General features: G+C 38.4%; 11 protein-coding genes. 10 read left to right on the top strand and 1 reads right to left on the bottom strand.

The window, feature by feature from the left end; translation table 11 throughout:
* The first annotated feature begins 158 nt into the window (after positions 1-158).
* The 9 genes from ORQ98_RS03610 (at position 159) to ORQ98_RS03575 (ending at position 15,989) form a co-directional block, all read left to right on the top strand.
* On the top strand, positions 159-539 hold the full coding sequence (locus tag ORQ98_RS03610; protein WP_274687421.1) for a hypothetical protein: 381 nt from the start codon (positions 159-161) through the stop codon (positions 537-539).
* 31 nt (positions 540-570) lie between these two features.
* Positions 571-915 carry an Imm8 family immunity protein gene (locus ORQ98_RS03605; RefSeq protein WP_274687420.1) on the top strand — a complete coding sequence of 115 codons (345 nt, stop codon included), beginning with the start codon at positions 571-573 and terminating at the stop codon, positions 913-915.
* Between the two features lie 525 nt (positions 916-1,440).
* Positions 1,441-1,593: a hypothetical protein gene (locus ORQ98_RS03600; RefSeq protein WP_274687419.1), complete on the top strand. Its 153-nt coding sequence runs from the start codon at positions 1,441-1,443 to the stop codon at positions 1,591-1,593.
* Between the two features lie 34 nt (positions 1,594-1,627).
* On the top strand, positions 1,628-2,056 hold the full coding sequence (locus ORQ98_RS29540; protein ID WP_425347661.1) for a DUF6896 domain-containing protein: 429 nt from the start codon (positions 1,628-1,630) through the stop codon (positions 2,054-2,056).
* 216 nt (positions 2,057-2,272) lie between these two features.
* Complete coding sequence (locus ORQ98_RS03595; RefSeq protein ID WP_274687418.1) at positions 2,273-2,791, top strand: LPP20 family lipoprotein; 519 nt, start codon at positions 2,273-2,275, stop codon at positions 2,789-2,791.
* A gap of 21 nt (positions 2,792-2,812) precedes the next feature.
* Positions 2,813-3,415: a penicillin-binding protein activator LpoB gene (locus ORQ98_RS03590; RefSeq protein WP_274687417.1), complete on the top strand. Its 603-nt coding sequence runs from the start codon at positions 2,813-2,815 to the stop codon at positions 3,413-3,415.
* A gap of 10 nt (positions 3,416-3,425) precedes the next feature.
* Positions 3,426-4,835, top strand: coding sequence for a COG3014 family protein (locus tag ORQ98_RS03585; RefSeq protein WP_274687416.1), 1,410 nt, complete (start codon positions 3,426-3,428; stop codon positions 4,833-4,835).
* Positions 4,836-4,848: 13 nt separating this feature from the next.
* Positions 4,849-5,871 carry an LPP20 family lipoprotein gene (locus ORQ98_RS03580; protein WP_274687415.1) on the top strand — a complete coding sequence of 341 codons (1,023 nt, stop codon included), beginning with the start codon at positions 4,849-4,851 and terminating at the stop codon, positions 5,869-5,871.
* Positions 5,872-6,152: 281 nt separating this feature from the next.
* Positions 6,153-15,989 (top strand): anthrax toxin-like adenylyl cyclase domain-containing protein, encoded by a 9,837-nt coding sequence (locus tag ORQ98_RS03575; RefSeq protein WP_274687414.1) that lies wholly within the window; start codon positions 6,153-6,155, stop codon positions 15,987-15,989.
* 62 nt (positions 15,990-16,051) lie between these two features.
* Here ORQ98_RS03575 and gbpA read toward each other — a convergent pair whose 3' ends face one another.
* The gene (gbpA, locus tag ORQ98_RS03570; protein ID WP_274687413.1) at positions 16,052-17,533 is read right to left on the bottom strand and encodes an N-acetylglucosamine-binding protein GbpA; all 1,482 of its coding nucleotides are present in this window, start codon (positions 17,531-17,533) and stop codon (positions 16,052-16,054) included.
* A gap of 577 nt (positions 17,534-18,110) precedes the next feature.
* On the opposite strand from gbpA, the gene ORQ98_RS03565 reads away from it, so the two are divergent.
* Positions 18,111-18,878 carry a thioesterase II family protein gene (locus tag ORQ98_RS03565; RefSeq protein WP_274687412.1) on the top strand — a complete coding sequence of 256 codons (768 nt, stop codon included), beginning with the start codon at positions 18,111-18,113 and terminating at the stop codon, positions 18,876-18,878.
* Positions 18,879-18,975 lie beyond the last annotated feature (97 nt).

The following is an 18,975-nucleotide window of genomic DNA, read 5'->3' as shown; positions in this document are numbered from 1 at the left end:
TTAACCAGTTGTTTGTTGTTCTTTAACAATTTGGTATTTATTGAACACAAGTTATCAAACAGGCTACTTACAAAGTCCGCTTTCAGTTGGCTTCTTTCAGCAGTTGTTTGATGAAGTGAATAGAAATTTAGTCTTATTTACATGTTCTAAAATATTTTATGAATGATATTTTTTACCTAACAAATACAGATGTCTCACTCGAAGATATAGAAAACTTAATAAGCCTGAAATTTAGTTTTAGCACACTGCTGAGTAGAGATGGTAAGGCTATGCAGCTTTCTATTACTGAATCAAGAAAAATTCAATTTATATATCTTGATATTAAAAAAGACTTTGGCGATGCAGAAGATATAGCTACAATAAGTAAATTTAAAATCAAGACTTGCTTATGTATTAGTCACAATAAAAACGAACTAAAGAGAATTTTAGGTATTATAAAACTTGTAATGGATAGGTGTGGTGGGCTTTTAGGAAGTGATGAAGAAGGCTTCCATCCTCTTTATGATAAAAATAATATAGAGCAGTTTACTTATAATTAAGTTGGACAATCTCTTCTGTCACGGATAGCTTATGAAGCCCATTATAAAATCAGTTTTTACTTGGGATCATGTAAACATTAGAACATGGGAGCCTATTAATCCCAATGTTATTGCTGAGACCGTTTATATTGATATTGGCCCAGACACTAAAAAGAGGGCAGATAGCTTTTCTATTAGAGTTGCAACTCCAGCTGGGTTGTCAAACTTGGAAGTGCATGAAGGCGTTATAGCAACTCGTCCATTGCTGATTATCGATAGCTATGATTATGATAATTTATGGGCATGGCTTGTAAAAACCGTGAAGTCATGTGAATCGAATACTTGGAATGCTTCAGTTGAAAAGCTCAGGTTACATTTTGATTGGGAATATGACTAATAAATATGAAGACTGCAAAGTAGTTGGATAAATTAATGTTTGTTTTATCATTTGAAACCGATATTTTGAAATTATTTTCTTCATTTATAGCGCTTTACTTAGATGAAGTGCGGTCGATATCAGATATAAGAGAATTTATAGAAGCTAAATGTGAAGAAAAATAAATTGCTGCTTCATATGATGCAGGACTCATTACTCAAGATGAATTTTGTTCATTTTTGTTAGGTCATATATTTACAAAGTATGTCTTGGATAGAGAGTGTAAAGTAGTAGATGAAAGTAGTTTTGATTATTATCATAAAAAGCTAAAGAAGATACTATTTAAAATATGATTTTTTAGTTGTTATGGTGATTTTTTTATCTGAAAATAAGACGTAATAGGTATGTGTGAGTGATTTTTAGAATCAATACGACTAAAGTATTATATATTGAGTGGTTATCTCCATGTGCTAGTCATTGTTGCTAAATGCAGGATAGATTAGTATTTGCTTCCCTAACACATAAGTAAAAATAAGAAAGTAGATAATGAAGAATAAAGCAGCTGTATTAGCGTTGGGTTTAAGCACCAGCTTAGTTACTGGGCAGGCATTCAGTACCAATGAAAGAACATTTACTTGGTATTCTTCGAGGCTTGGTAATCAATTGGTGGTTGATACAACGTTGGCTTTGTTTAGCTAAATATCTTGGCTATTAGCAGTGTGATTGCTGTTTAATATGTTGTCTAGTAAAGCTAGGTTATATTTACTTTTTTCATGGTTACGAATGCGATATTCGAAGTAAAGATAAAAGTCAGTATGTAAGAGTTGGCTTTGGACCAGGAGGGCGAATTGATACATTTACTGAATGGGGATTTTATAATTTTTTTGTATCGTTTAAGAGTCAAAATTCTGTCTTACTATCTTTGCGTGAAAATCTAATAAACGCGTTGGAAGCAAGAAATAATAATGAAACGATAAATAATAGTAAGAGAAATTTACTTTCAGAATTAATTGATTATATGAAAAAAGAAGGGTATTTATATCAAGTCTTTTACGAGCCATTACATTATGAAAATAAACTAGGCTTTCCAGCTGATGAAATCAAGTACTTTGATGAAGCAGTTTCAAACAGACTGATAATTTCTACTGACTACATGCGATGATATTAGTTTTTACTAATTAATGTTTTTGCAAAACAGTTGTCAGTAGCATACCATCTAAAACCCTTCGATATTACTTCATTAGCTTAAGCTACACTATAGTTATAATCCCTACATTGCAATTGTCGTAGACTTCAGCTAAAACGAGTCTTTTTTAACAAGACAAGTTTTAAAAATTGTAAAGATTGTTTTAGGGGTGGGTGAATTATGGTAGGGCAAGTGAGGTACTTACTGTTATGTACAGTAAGTGTACTGTTATTGGCTGGTTGCTCAGGTGCACCTAAAGTAAAAAGCGATTTAGGTATTGAAGATGCGCCTAGCTGGGTGAATGAAGGCTCGCAAGCGGTTGAGAATGATGATGGTCGTTTTATTCATGGTGTAGGCATGGCGCCTGTTGTAGGAGACTTATCACTGCAAAAATCCACTGCTGCCAATCGTGCCAGGGCTGAAGTGGCTAGAGTGTTGTCTGTTTCGATGGATGCTTTACATGCTGACTATATAGCCAGTGATGGAGAAGAGGTGGATAGCAATATTGAGCGTGAAATTAACTCTCATACCCAGTTGGCGCTGAATGGAGTGAAGATCGTTGGTTACTGGAAAGATCAGAATACGCAAAATATTTACGCAATTGCACAGCTGGATTTAAAAAAATTAGAAAAGTCAATAAAAAGAGCATCTCGCTTAAGCGAACAGTTTAAAAACCGTTTTATCAAACATTTACCTTTCTCAAGTAACTAATTGCAACTAAGGAAGTCACTCGTGAAGTTGATTAAAAAGTCAGTGATTGCTGCAGTAATGGCGTTAGGGTTAGCGGGCTGTAATACCACTCAAGTAACTCGAATTGGCGCTGATGAGGTCGTTGATTTAAGTGGTGCCTGGAATGATACTGATTCTCAGTTAGTGGCTAGGGAAATGATTAATGATTCCTTATCAAGGCCTTGGATTACTAATTTTATGGCAAGAAGAGGAAAAACGCCTGCGGTTATTGTGGGCACAGTACGAAACTTAAGCCATGAACATATTAATGTCAGAACCTTTGTAGCAGAACTAGAAAGAGAGTTAATCAATTCTGGTCGAGTAGAGTTTGTGGCCTCTCGCACAGACCGTAATGAAGTCCGTGAAGAACGAATGGATCAGGATTTACATGCGAGTGAAGATTCACGAAATGCTGCAGGTCAAGAGCGTGGCGCCGACTTTATGTTGCAAGGGCAAATTAATACCATTTTTGATGTTAATGACAACAAGCAAGTACGTTATTGCCAGGTGGATTTAACTATGGTGAGTATGGCTGATAATAGAAAAGTCTGGATTGGTCATAAAAAGATTAAAAAGCTGGTTAAAAACGGTAAGTTTCGTTATTAAGATGTAGTCAATGATAGAAACATTACTAAGGCACTCTTTAGGGGTGCCATGTCTGTTGTTGTGCCTATTATTACAGGGCTGTGCGTTTTCTTCTATGCGGCTCAATGATTTAGCTGCTGATTTAGAGGCTGTTCCGCCAGAACAAATATTAGCTGAACTGAAAGCCATTGATTATTCCGACAGAGATCGAGTGCAGTATTTGCTTGATTATGGCGTGCTTAAAAGCTTAATGGGTGACTTTACAGGTTCTATTGAGGACTTACAAAAAGCCAAACAGTTAATTCAGCAGCTGGAAGCGATCAGTATTAGTGAAAACCTTAGCGCTGTAGCAGTTAATGATACGTTAAAAAGCTATGTTGCTACCCCTGGCGAGCAAATGTTGCTCTATGAATTACTCGCAATCAATTATTTAATGTTAGGGCAAGTAGATGCAGCCCGGGTGGAAGTCCTTCAAGCCCAAGTGAAAACACGACAGTTTGCAGAAGCTAATGAAGTCAACGGGCGCATAGCCAGTATGGAATATTTAGCAGGCTTTATCTATGAATTATTAGGAGAAATAGATAATGCCATGATTAGTTATCGAAATGCAGCAAGTATTTTAGAAAGCAAAGCAATGCCTATTCCAGTGTTATTACAGGATAACTTATTGCGCTGTAGCCGCAGACTAGGTTTACATACAGAGTATAAAAGGTATGTCAGCCACTTTAATAAAACGGCGAGTTTTCCTAATAAAAGTCAAGGTGAAGTCACGATTATTTATTGGGATGGAGTGGTAACTGCGAAAAAACAACGATTCCTTACTGTGTATGTCCCTCAGTTAGAGCATAATGTCACTATTGCTTTGCCTTATTATCCAGAAAATAATAAAAGAGTTAACTCACTGAGATTAAGTGTTAATGATGAAAACCATTATACAGCTACAATTGAAAGTGTGGAAAAAATTGCCCGAGAAGATCTTGATGCACAAAGCACTGTAATATACTCCACTGCTTTGGCACGTATGGTGACAAAGCACCTGGCAATTAAAGCTAGTCAAAACCAAAATAATGACAATTTGACGATGTTACTCAATATTGCTTCTGTGTTTAGTGAGGCAGCCGATGTCAGAAGCTGGAATATGTTGCCTGCTTCTATTCAAGCGGCAACTATTCAATTGGCACCGGGTCGCTATCAATTATTTCCTAATCAGTTTGCTTCTGCCTCTCAACGAACTAACGCTAGTAGTTTTCTTGACTGGTTCTTTGCAAATGATGATAGGGAGGTTGTGGAAAATAATGGACCTACTGAGCATGAGACTGCCACGATAAAGCAAGGGGTAAGGCCAGATCAGTTTACTTTGGATATTAAGGCTGGCCAGAAGGTGTTGTTGTTTGTGCCAAGGGTCAGTAATCGTGTTTATAGCACATATTTACATAATTAAGTGGGCAGACTATATGAATAATCCATTTCATAAAAAAATAGTGAAGCAAAGGCGCTGGTTTTTTTTTCCTTTAATAATAGTATTTTTAGCCTTTGTTTCAGGATGTGCGACGCCAAAGAAGCAACCTGAATGGCTCACGTCTCAGCCAGCAAGTTATCCAGCTAAACGATATTTAGTGGCTGTGGGTGAAGCTGACAATCAGGCGCTGGCTGATAATCGAGCGTTAGCCAATTTAGCAAAAATATTTGAAGTCTCTATTGCTGATAATTCCACTGATTTAGTGCAATCAAGTGTGTCAGGTCATGGTGTCAGTAGAAAAATAACCACAGAGCAACAGCTAAGTCGCTCAATTAATACAGAAGTAAGACAGGTATTGGAAGGGGCGCGAATAACAGATCGTTATAAAGGGACAAATGGCTTATATCACAGCTTGGCGGTGCTTAAAAAATCGGATGTGGGTCGTCCGCTAAGGCGATCTATTTTAGTGGCTGATAGAGAAATCACTAACGCTATTGCATTTGCTAAACAACAAGAAACCATTAATCCTTTTCTTGCCTTGACTGCCTTAGATAAAGCACAACAGGTGCAGCTGAAACGAGCAAGCGATAATCGTAAGTTGCATGTTTTGTCTGGTAGAGGGGTAAAGGAAAAAACCAGTAGTGCTGATATCGAACAAATGATTCGCCAGTTGATAGCCGACTTACGCTTTGAAGTTGATGCTGATACGCAAGAAGAATTTGATTTGCTTTCAGCGGCATTAGGTGGTGTGGGTAGTCAAATTGCAGATAATGCCCCCTATCTGGTTAACTTGAAGTTAGATAAATTACCAATTAAACACCGACAAAACTGGTATTGGCAAAGGGGATCTGTTGAATTAACTATCTACAATGATAGTGGCGCCATAGTCAAAAAACGCTGGCCATTTAAAGTGTCAGGACAAGAGCCCGATTTAACCGAGCAGCGATTATATGATCATTTAACTGAACATTTGCCTGGTTACTTTTATACATTGCTAACCACTAAATCTTCGAAATAACCTTATAATCAATCTATTTATAAAAATACCCTATACAAAGCAAGTCAGTCGGCTTGCTTTGTATATTCTAGTGGTTTAGTTTTTATAGTTATTCGCGTGTCAGAGAACTGTGTTTGTTCTTTAACTGAAGCTAATCAATATTACCCACCTTAAAAAAAATAATATTAATTTATATTTGAATAAGGTATCAAGGGAGCCTGGTTCATAGCTTTTAGTTTGATTAATAATTTGCTCATTCAAGAATTTCTATGCATTTGATTAATTAAGCAAAGGCCAAGTCAATGGATATCCCTTCAAATACCTCTCCCTCTGACACATCGGTTAACAACTTTGATGATAATCCGGAAATAGTACATTCTTCTAATCAGAGGAGGCGACCAGTTCGCGCACCTGCAAAACGTAAACCGGCAGCTACCATTCCAAGCCAGGTGTTTTCATCGGTAGCGTCCAGTACCGCATTATCGATTGGACAAAAACAAGAAGGAAAACATGATGGACAACAGCGAAAACAACAAGGTAAAACATCACAAATAAATAGTGAAGGTAGTCAGGATACAAATAACAATCGCAGCACTTTTACCGAAAAAGTAATAACGCATTATCCAAAGGGTAAAAGAGGCATTTCGATAGATCAGCAAGCTCAGGTATTTGGACAAGGTTTTGTTAGCGAGCAAGAGCAGGCTGACACAACCCGAGGAGTGATTAAAACAGCTGACCAGTTAGCTGTTGTAACAACTTATGCCATTAATATTATTCCTGATGGTAATTTATCACCCACTTTAAAAGCAATGTTAGATGGCATTGCAGCCAGACAAGGTGATGAAAATTTTAGCTTTGTACTGGCGTATAATAAAAGTCATGGGATTCAAAACTGGTGGCTTAATAAAAAACGCACGGTTGCTACTCAAAAAGTTGATCCTAACAATGCCAGTCGTAACCCTTGGATACAAGCTATTGAAGCCTACAACCAATTAGAGGGTGTGACACCGATTAGGAATTTAAAAGCAAATTTAATATTGGTTGGCTTAGATCCGGCAGGCCCTGCAGGTTCTCATCATAGTAAACAGCTAATAAATGATAGTGGTGTGTTGGGGGTTACAGGAGCCAGTCTTGGCCATTTGAAAAAAGAAAACCAAATAGATAGTGGGGCGGTAGTGGCCAGTCAAGACTTGGCTAGTAGTGCACTGCATTATTTTGCTGATAAAACCTTGAACCATGCTAAAGCAGTAGCAAGGGTGACTGTTGAAGAGGGTACTGTGAGTTTAACTAAGCTTAAGCCTTCTTTATTCCAACAAAACCTACAACAAAAGTTGACGACCCATCCTGTAGGTGACCCGATCAATCCTGATACAACTGTAGTGAAAGAAGCAATAAAAGCTACGTTTGGTGGGCAAAGTAGTGAATCATCAGTTGTACTATTACATAATAAACCTTCTACTAATCCAGTTGCACATATTGTTAATAGCGTTGATTCAAAACCCATTGGCTTAGCATTAAAACAGCTTTTTGATGAAGCGGTTGCGGGTGACACGATAAAAATTCGTAACCAGTTTCTTGACCCTGCTGCACGAAAGTTAATTATTGATGCTTTAGCCAAAGGGGTGAATATTAAACTGTTATCCAACTATCAATGGGTGCAAAATGATAATAAAGAACGTGTGTTTGCCGAACATAAAGCGTTAAAAGCAACAAACCCGAATGTTGGCGATTTAACCTATGTAAAAACTGATCCCAATGAAGACTTTAAGCAAGCCCGAGGGCTACCGGTTTCTCCTCAGTTTGATCATGCCAAAACCTATATCCTTGAAAAAGGCGATAGGGATATCATCCTTACTGGTACTTATAATCTTGATCAACAGTCAATTTACCGCAGCAGTGAAAGTGCTTTACTGATAGAAACACAAGATCACTCCCTGAAAAAGTCATTATTTGATGATTTATGGCAAGCGAGTTCATCAGCTAGTAGAAGTACAACTGAGGCGACGACAGAAAAATCACAACAACAAACGGATACGCCTGCTGTTGCTCAGCCTGATCTGACTGCTTCTGATAGCACTATAGTGAGTTTACCCACTAAAAACAATTTTTTATATGGCGAGCAAATTCAAACTGTTGCAAACAAAAATAATACCGTATTGGCTATTAGGGCTCCCAATGAACATTCGCTAGGATTATTGCAAGAAGGGTATGCTTCAAAGAACTTCCATATTAAAGCAAAATCCAGTTCGGGTGGGCCAACGGCAGGTTTTGTGGTGACTGACCCCATGCTAAGCAAAGTAAGGGGACAAGGTGATGCTGCTATTGCCAAACAACAGAAAACAATTAATGAGGCAAAGCAAAAAGGAGCTCAAGAGGTTCAAATTGAACTGTCAGAATCAAGAGTTCAATACCTGGAAAATAGTCAGTTAATAGCAACAATTGCTTCCAATAAATCGTCAAAAATTATAAGAGGAAACTACAGCAATAACTCATATGAGTTTTTTCAACTAGATAAAACAACGGAAGGGACTTGGAAACTGTTTCATCTCCCCAATTATCAATCACCGTCTAATCCCGGTGGTAAAATACCGGTGAAAGGGCTAACTAATCCTCCTGTACCTGGGGCAAAAAGTCCGGCAGGGTCAAAAGCGGTGGTAACAGCAGACTATGATTTATTCGGTGTTTGGCCTACCAAAAACAGAAGCAATAATCCTCGGCAAATTAATACTGCCCCTCGACCCATAAATGGAAATGTTGCAAATCGTTATATTGAGCATATACGAGGGCCAGGTGAAGCAGACCCTAATATGGGGAATATTGCTACGTTTACACAACAAATAGTTCGACAATTAAATCAAAATGTAGAAGTTGCTGGAGGGTACCAAGGTGGTTATTTGTTTCATCATGGGGATGAAACAGGTAATCCGTTTAGCCCAGGGCAAGACTACCCCATTATTTTGTTTATTCCAGGCGAAAGTAAGCCTTATGTAATAAATAATAATACTGAGCTAAAACATACTTATCAGGTCTTAAAAGAAACAGGCTTTACTGTTGAAGTCAATCCAGCATTTTCATTTCCGAACTATGCTACTGCTGTAAAGCAAACTGTTCAGGCTCCAGCGTTAAGTAAACAATCTTCAACGCATTTTCAATTACAAAAATCAACGATTGTTTCTGCACCAGAAAAGCAACAATATAATCACAATGTCATTATTGAAGTGGGTTCAGACCAGGCAGTTTCACTGAGTGCTGAAAGGCTAGCGGGTAAATATGCTGATAACTTTACGCGGCTAAAGTGGGATCCAACGACACACAAAGTGACTACCGTTGATGGCATTCCAATGACAAATATGCCTGCAATCACTACGAATAGTCGTATCTTTATTGTGGGGCATGGTCAGGTAAATGGAATTGGTGATGACCTTCAGTCAACTGTATCTGCAGAGCAATTAGCATCTGCATTGACTGATTCCAATGGGGCTATAAAAGCTGCATTGGGTGATAAGTATCAGGGGGAAAGTGTTGGACGAATTAGTCTTGTGTCATGCCATTCTGCCCATGTAGAACCATCAGATATTAATGGTTTTGGGGCAGCACTTGTCAAACGATTAGATGAAAAGGGTGTAACCACAACAGTCAGTGCTAGGCCAGGGTATACTTATGTAGATCAAAATGGTCGAAAATATATCCAACCTCGTGATAATCCTGTTAATGCTCAAGGGCAACCCATTAAAGACCCTACGATACCTCAGTATCGCACTAAAATTGTCTACTCAATTGAACATGGCGAAACAAAAGCAAGTGTAGTACGACTTAATGAGCCTTATTTGGCTTATACCAAACCTACTCAAGCATTGCCTGGTAGCAATGGACCCAGTCAAGCTGAATTGGCTGAAGTAATGACAAAAGCGTTTCAGTCACAACCCGTTGGTAGTAATGGGGTTGCAACAACTAATCCTATCGATATTACCCACATTATTCCTAAAGAAAGTCGATCAGTGGCTGAAGGCCAGTTGTTTAGTTTTGAACGAATCGATGGAAAGGAAAAAAGGGTAGGAAAATCTGGTTACTTTAAGTTTGATTTATCACATCGTAATGGTTTACAACTGAAGTGGGTTTCAACCCCATCTAGCACTTCAATTGAAAATGGTGAAGTATTTGGGGCATATTACTTGCCATACACTGGAGCAGGGCCTCAAGGGCAACATGTGCCTTATGTTGATATCCCTAAACAAAACCCGGAGCATAATTTTTTATTTACAGGAGGCCTAAACGGCTGCTCTGTGATTGTTTGTAAGCATCCAACAGATGCTACGAAATTAAGGGTATATCATGACTCAGATCCGGAAGGTAACAATCTCAAAACCGGTGAAACTAAACCTTATTCTAATGAGGATATATTAGTTAGACTGGATGAATCGATTTATGATGCTCATTATGCTGTAAGTCATGTTACTGACGGGCTACCTGTAGGCCAACAGCCAAGATCATATAACGGCGTGGCATTTCTGTATTATGATCAAAATACTGGAGAATGGGGGCTCCATCATAGGCTAACACGAAATGTAGCAACCAGTAGTGCAGCTGATGCTCCAGAGCTTACCTTATCATTTCAGAATCATCCGTTGTTATCTCAAGAAATACCGGCTGATCCAACAAATTTCAGAGTTTTCTCTATTGATGGTAACCAATTTGATGGCTGGTTTAGTAAAGATGGACGATTCTTTTATAAAGAAGCAAACTCAACACAACCTTGGAAGTTAGGTACTGAACTTTATCAACAGCGATTCCAAGAGGCACACCCTGATGTTGAAATACCAAGACTGACGTATAATACAGCGGGCCAATTAGCTAACCCTTCTCTATCTGGAGTAAGGTTACCGCAATTTGATAAGCCTTTTTCATATAATAATATCCCTTTATCTGAAGTCAGTTTGTCGCAGCTAACGAAAGATCACCCTGCGCTTAATTCATTTTTTGCTAGCGACCCTGATGCCCAGTTTAGGATTGAGAATTTATTAAAGCACCATAGTGGAGAAGGTGAAAATTTCCTTCACTTAAAGGTTGAATTGACATCGGAGGCTAAAAATCAAATTACACAGATAATTGAAAATAGACCAGTTATAGAGCTATCCCAAGATAAAATTGCGCAGGTACAGGCGATTGTAAATGAAAAAAATAATTATCAGTTAGTTGAGCTAACGGTAGCTAAAGCACTTTCAAAAGGAGGAAAGGCTGATACTTCCACAATTTATCAAGATCAGGTTTCCACTTATGGTATTTCAGAAACGACTGTTCAACAGCAGGGCGTCAGTCATGCTGATCGGAACCGTGGTATTAGCCTGCAAGTGATTTATAATGATCTCGCAACAGCACCAGGGAGTAAACGTAATACCTTTGCAGCGAATGAAGTAGAAGTTGCCAAACTAAGAGAGTTGGTGGCAGTAGGTGAGGCCTCTCCAGCTGAAATTGCACAGCTACATAAACATGATCAGTATTTACGTCAACAGGGTGCAATCGATAAAACGGGTAACAGTCATTTATTGGCGATAAAAGAGCAAAATGTTGTTAGTACAACGATTGATACATTGACAGAAAATAAGTTGGCTGGTGCTGTGCTATTAAAAAGTGTAGGTGGTGAATTAGTCCCTGCTTTTACAATGACTCATGCAGCTGATAATAGAGTGCGTATATATAATCAGCACAATCAGCTAATAAAAGTATTTGATAACATAGACCATTTGAATACAAAATCACAATTAACTGGATATATAAACCAAATGGTTGCTGCCAGTGGCGGAGAGTCTGCATTTAAAGTAGGTATTACCAAGTCGGGTTTCGATAGTCAGTTTAATAGGCAAGCGATTGTAGATGGAGCTGCTTACAATCCATCACTACCTACTACACAAATAAAATCAGATTACACTAACATTCTGGCAAATGATGTGACAGTTGGGTTTGAAACGAAGGATGGTCATAGAATTGGGATTAGTAAATCAGAGGCATATCGTCTGGGTTTAAAAGTTGATGGTAAAAACATTACCGCTGATACAGATTTTACAGCAGACTTATTTATGAAGGGAAATCGATTGAGTTGGGATATGGATAAAGCTTCTTTAGTACTGCTGTTTGATACACAGTTAGATGCTAGCCGGCCAAATGCTATTTCACCAAAAAACTTTAATCGAAATAAGCATCTCTTTATGCATGTATTTGCGGATGGAACCCAGCAGAATCAGTCCTCGCCAGAGGAACAGCAGTTTATTAAACAAGCTAAGGCAGCACTTTCTTCTGCTGGTAATTATGATGACTTTATTAATTCCTTTAAACAATGGGCTGACACAGAGCAAGCCAAGCTATTACAAGCAGTAAATTTAAGCTTATCTAATCATGATCAAGTAAAAGATATCAGTATTGGGGGGGATGGTACAATACAAGTACCAGGGGATCAAAGTGGTGAGTTGTCAATAAAATTAAATAATACATTAACTGATGGACAAAAACGTCAACTATTAATGTTTAATACTATTCAACAGCGTCAGGTTTCACGTCAAAAAGTGGTTTCAGCTTTATCTGATGGTGCATCAAGAGTGATATCGTCAAAGGCAATGGGCGCTTACTCCGCGTTTGGTGCATGGAATGGAATTCGACTGTTATCAAAATTTGGGATTGGCGATGATCCATTTTCAAAACTTAATGCGTCATCAACTATTTTAGGGGCTGTAGAAGAGGTTATTTCAGGAGTCGCTTCAGCAGGTCAAATTGCGGAGCGATTTAAGTTAGCGTTACCCAAGTCTGGGGTTAATGGAATAAGTAAATTATTGGGGGGTACCAGTAAAGTGGGTAATGTCGCTGGTAAAATAGCCGGTCCTTTAGGCATTGTGACAGGGGGGATCAGTATTGTTTCTGGTGCTATTGGTTTAGATCGAGCGATTAAAGAAGGCGACAATTATGGTATAGCTTCCTCTAGTTTTGATATTGTCAGTGGTGCACTGGGTACGGCGGCAGGCATTATGTTTTTAAATCCTGCCACAGCACCTGCTGCACCCTTTGTTGCTATTGCTGCATTGGTTGCTGCTGGAATTAGTCAAGCAATACAGGCAGCTAAGACGGTTAATACCTTTGAAGAGGAAGTGAGACCTCTGTCTGGGTGGGAAAAATTCCAGTATGGTGCTGCTGCTTTTTTTGGTGTTGATGATACAACGCCATGGCATCAGGAATTACAAGATACTCGCAGAAAGAAAGCAATTGCAGCACGTAAAACATTGATTGCTGAACAAAATGAAATTTCTCAGCATGTTTTCAGAACAGTAGGTGACTCAATTACCGATACTTCTGCTCTGTTCCCTACCAGTGAGTTATTTCTATTTGGAAAATACCCGCATACATTAAGAATAAAAGAAAAAGATGAGCACGGTGGGGAAGTCCATCAGGTGAGAATGAATCCAGCACATGTCTTAACTGAAAAGCGCGGCTTTGGTGATAGGAATCAAGTGACATTTTTTAATCTGAATGAACGCTTTGACCCTAATCGAAGTGGTATAGAATTAATTGATGCCACAGGTTATGTCTCTCATGGAAATTTAAGTGGTTGGGAGTATAATCGACTGGCAAAAACCATTAACACTGGCTCTCGTACTTTTTTATCTGACTACCCTCTTGGGGGCGATGGTTTAATTCCAGTGATAGAAGGCTTTCATAATAAAGAAAATACTTTTTATACGGATGAAGCGGTTGAGCAAAGCTATGTAGGGGGTAAAAAGTCAGATGTGGTTCGCTATGTGGCTCCAGCAGTAGAACCTGAAGTTAATCAGGAGACTACACGTCATCGCAATAAAAAACTATACTTCTTAGGCGGTGATGGGCAGGATACGGCGGCCTTTAGTATAGCTGCTGCTTCTGATGAACACGCAGGGGCAAGCCCAAATGTAATACGAGTTAGGCCTACGTTGGATTTTGAATATGAGTGGGTATATGACTACGACCAAAAGCAGAAAATTAGAAATCAACTGGAAAGCTTTGTCAAAATAACTGAAACTGCTACTGGATCAAGCCTAACCGCTGGGGAAACAGAGACGCTACTTATTCAAGGCAATACTGAAACGTCAGAAATTGATGCTGATTTAAGAGTAACAGCTAATCAACCACTCATAGCTGATAAAACGTTTATTTTGGGTAACGCTGATAACTTGAAGCTAAGAACGGGTAAAGGAGAAAATAATACATTTCATATTGCGGCTAATAAAGCAGTTATTAAGTCAGAAGCAAATAATAACACATTTTATATTGCGGATGATGTGCAATCGTTGAGGATAAACAATGGGGGCCTTGATTCAGGTGAATCAAATAATATTGATTTAACTGGCTGGGTGCCACTTGATAACCTAGAAGCGTTTGCTACGAATGATGGCAAAGGGATTCGTATTCGTGATAAAAATAACCATAGTCGATTTATCCGTATCGAAGATCGGTCTTCTATTACAATAAATGTACAAGGTCAATCTGGCTCGTCTGTAAAGTTAGATGTAAATAAATTGTTGCAGGTTGGCCAGCAGGCACAGCCATTAACCAAGCTACTGCCACAAAATACCTATTATATTGCTGGTGGTACTCAGCAAATTAGTTTAGCTACTACACAAAGTCAGTTGGATGTAAAAGGCAAGGGAACTTTTCAAGTTGAAACAAAAAATAGTCAGTTAAGTAGGCTGGATGTTGATCAAGGAGTAGGTATTAGCTTAGATACAATGTTTGAAGGTAGCCAGCTTCGTTTTAAAGGAATTAATTTTTCTGATATTCAGCAATCTGGTAACACATTATCGGTACAAAACGGTCAGTTTGAATTATTGAGCATAAAACAGTTTTCTCCTTATACATCGTTTGTTGCGCTGTTTGATGATGGTATAGTGAGTTTCCGCTCTGATGCTCAAGGTAAATTATCAGTCTATAAATTTGAGGCAAAACCACAGCAAGGTTTAACAAAACCGGAAGGTGTTTTGAATATTAACAAGGAAGAACTGGGATTCGCCCATGTGGATGGACCGATATGGCTCTTTCGAAATGGCTTGGCTGTTAGCCCTTTAAGCGGTGAAGTGTATGATATACAAGGCTACCGTTATGCTAATGCTAAATATGACAGCAGCAAAAATGAGATCGTTTATAATACCTTAAATAATAGCAAGCAGCGTTTAGACCCGAGCCAAGTGAATGCTCGTATTGCACCTTATGAAGCAACTGTGTTGGAAGACGGTCGTTGGTTATTTGGTGAAAGATCAGATAGTCATCAGTCTTTTATTGTTGATCCAGGCACTTGGCGAATATACACCGACACGGAAGATAGTGAACCACTAAAAGGAGTATGGTTTCGATATGATGGCGCCAGGGGACAGCATTTAGTTGTCGATAGTGGCTCTGGCCCTGGAAATCGTCTTACTTATTATCAAACGAAAGGTGTCTCCGTAGCTGAATTTCAGCGCATTATTCAAGATAAAGGTGTTATAACTGATATCAGTAAAGGGGAGCTTTACTACCCAGATGCTGCGGATGCAAATAAAGCACAGTTACTCGCTTATTTTCATTTTATAATTGGTCAGGATGGTTTTCGTGAGCACACGGTTGATAATTCATTACATCAACCCATTCAATCGACTGCAGAACAGCCTATAGTCAAAGACACTGAAGAAAACGATGTGGTACGGGGTAATGATGGGAATAATATATTGATTATTTCTGCAGGCAGTGACCGTGTGCAACCAAACGCTGGTCAAAATCAATTGCGGTTTACCCCAAGGGCGAGTGGCATCAAAACGGTAGAATTGAATTCAAATGAAGAAACTGTCTTGTGGTTACCTTTCAATATTAGTACTAAGGCAGATTATTATTTTAGAGGTGACAGCTTTGTTATTGAGGGACTTGCCCCAAATGCAAGTGGCAAAAAATTACGGGTAATTATTCCTGACTTTGAGAAAAATAATCCACAACTCACCTTAAAGATGTATGATGCCCAGGACGGTGATCAGGTGGCTGCACTTGAAGCAGGCCAAGAGGTTCATGCTAAAATTACTTTTGGGGAAAGTAATATTGCGTATCTGACAATGCTAGCAGCCAAGCGAAGAGAGGTTGAAAACATGCAATTCACCTAGTTATAAAATAAAAAAGGCCTATAAAAATTACTTTATAGGCCTTTTGTTTTATAGGTTAGACGTTATTTTGCTTCCCAGGCTGATTGCCAGGCACTACCCACACCGGGCTCAAACTGATTAGCATACTTAGACCACTGTTGACAGTAACCACTGTAAGGAAAAGGTTTACATTGGTAAATTTTTCCATCTTTCGGTTGTAATACTTTAGTACCTGCTTTATAGCTGGATACGCCTTCAGGGAATTTAAAATCGTAATCACCTGAAGGGTCAGGGTTTGGTTTATCTCCACCATCTTTTACCAACTCAAATGAGTAAGTCTGTTGCATAAAACTGCTAGCAATGCCCTGTGCTTTAGCTTTGATGACTAAAGTGTGTTTGCCTGGTTTTGCGTTGGTTATATTAGCCTGAACATTTTTAGAAGCATTATCAATAGGCTCGGAACCAAATGCCACTTGTGAATTATTAGGGCCATATATCGTGTAATCGATTTTCAATTTAGCTTGAGTCGTTAACGTAAAGTCTACCGTAGCTTGATTATTGGTAATAGTATATTTATCTTGAAGCCCACCTACATCTACTTGTGGATCGGGCTGCTGGTCTTTATTAATTTGGATTTCTACACGCTTTATTCCACTGTCTTTTAAGGCGTAAATATTATTTTTACCCATTGCTGGCACAACATTTCCTTTGGCATCTACATGACCTGCAGCAATCTTTGTTTGTTTATTATTAATCGCTTTGGCCAATAAGTAAGGCCAATTATTTTTACGTCCATCATCGGTTGTATTGATTGCCAGTTCAGTTGCCATATCGGGTAACTCTCCTTGGTCGTCAAATACTCTGGCTTTTACACTATCACCTGGCTTAAGTGTAATGGTAGGGTTAATATCGCCTATATCAGTCCATTTATTAGCTGGATCGGGGTTTGGGTTAGGGTCTGGATCGGTGCCGCCATTAAAGTTGACATCTATCGCCTGATAAAAGCTCATCACTGTATCGCCTACATCCCATACTGCTAGAATGACATGATATCCTTGGCGGTTAGGTACATTACATTGGTGGGAGACTGTTTTGGGTGGCTTTTTATTATAGGGAATGTTACAGAATGGCGTCAGCTCAAATGAGCTGCGTTTGAGCGTAGCATTTTTATTCCACCCTTGTTTAGTAATATAGTATTTAAAGTCTTTTGTGACATGATTCGCTGTGAAAGTCCAAGTAAACGTATTGTTGCCAGGCTTTATATTGTTTTTATTCCAGCGGTCAACCGTTTGTTCATTCAATTGAGAAAACTGAGCGAGCCCAGCACTAGCTATTTTGCCATCATCAGGACCGCCATTAGGAAAACCGTCAGGTCCTTCAACACTTTGTGGCTCATATTGGACTGGACCACACTTTACATTATCTCCTTGTTTGCATTTAAGTGAGCGTGATTCAGGCTGTGATACATATCCATGAGCGAAAACACCCTGGGCAATAATTGCAGAGCACATTAATGCAATTTGAGTTAATCCAATAGGAATAATATTAGAGCGTTGTACTTTCACTGGAAATACCTCACTTATTTATTGATTGAATATTTAGATAGAAACTAATTAATTATCTTAGTATAGAAGACCAGAATAGATTTAATCTGTTGTACTTCAAATTAATAGAAGTCGCTAAATTTTGAAGTTGATATATATTTTGATCACTTTGGTTATATAGGAAGACATGCTTATTTGTAAGTGTTTGGTCATAAAATATAAAAAAACTGTGGTTTGAATTTGAAAATTTTTTAGTAAAAAATCAGAAATAAGTATAAAAATATTTGTGGAAAATAGCTAAAAATGAGACTTTCTATTTGCATCTCAAAGTGAGTGATGATGGCTTCACCTTGTGCTGGTTATCAATTAGCCGATCAACAAAAATGCAATATCACAAATAATAATACAGTATATAAAGTATTAGTATTTCCTTAAGTATTAGCTATTTTAGTTAATGATTCTTTGAAATAGCTTCCATATTTTTATATGTTCTTTATTTTGTTGTTTGAAAGTCAGTTAAATGACACAAAAGGTCTGTTAATGGTTCTAACTATTTGGACATTAAAAAACTTGATAGGAAAATTAGGTAGGAAGTGAGTTGATAAATAATAAACAATTACGGCTAACCAAAAGCTACTTTGATGATGTGAACGGCCATAATGCCAAGTTAACACTATTTTGCTTTCCCTATGCTGGTGGCAGTGCTGCAATTTATTACCGTTGGCCACAGCTGCTGCAAGCGAAGATAGCGGTTTGTCCTGCTTATTTACCTGGTCGGGGAATACGTTTTGACGAGACTCCCATTGATCAGCTTGATTGTTTAACAAATAAGCTGCTATCTGCTATTACCCCTTATCTAAATCGTCCCTATGCATTTTTTGGACATAGTATGGGAGCACTAATCGCCTATGAGTTGACTCAAAAAATTTGTCAAGCGGGTTTAACACAACCCGAACATTTATTTGTATCAGGTAGGCAAGCACCACATTTATCACGGAAGAAGAACAATATACATCACTTGTCAGATAATGAGTTAAAGGTTGAGCTGAAACAACTTAATGGTACACCACAAGACGTATTGAACTCAGATGAGTTAATGGAGTTGATGTTGCCTGTGGTGCGGGCAGACTTTAAATTGGTAGAAACTTATCAGTTTACAGGCCATGCTCCATTAACTGTCCCAATCACAGCATTTACAGGCACTTGTGATGTTGATATTCCTTTATCTGATGTCATTGCTTGGAATCAACATACTCATAATCAGTTTGATTACTATGAACTACCTGGAGATCATTTTTTCATTCATCAGATGAAAGACGATATGTGTCAAATTATCAATAACAGTCTATTGGGTTACAGCCAGTAACTATCAATAGGTAATTATGGACAAGTGACAGTAGGTAGCTGAGCTGCTCTCAGAGATACCCACTGAATATGGTATAGTGAGTGTTCTCTGAGATAGA

The organism is Spartinivicinus poritis, assembly GCF_028858535.1.
GTDB lineage: Bacteria > Pseudomonadota > Gammaproteobacteria > Pseudomonadales > Zooshikellaceae > Spartinivicinus > Spartinivicinus poritis.
This window is presented reverse-complemented; position numbering and strand designations above follow the sequence as displayed.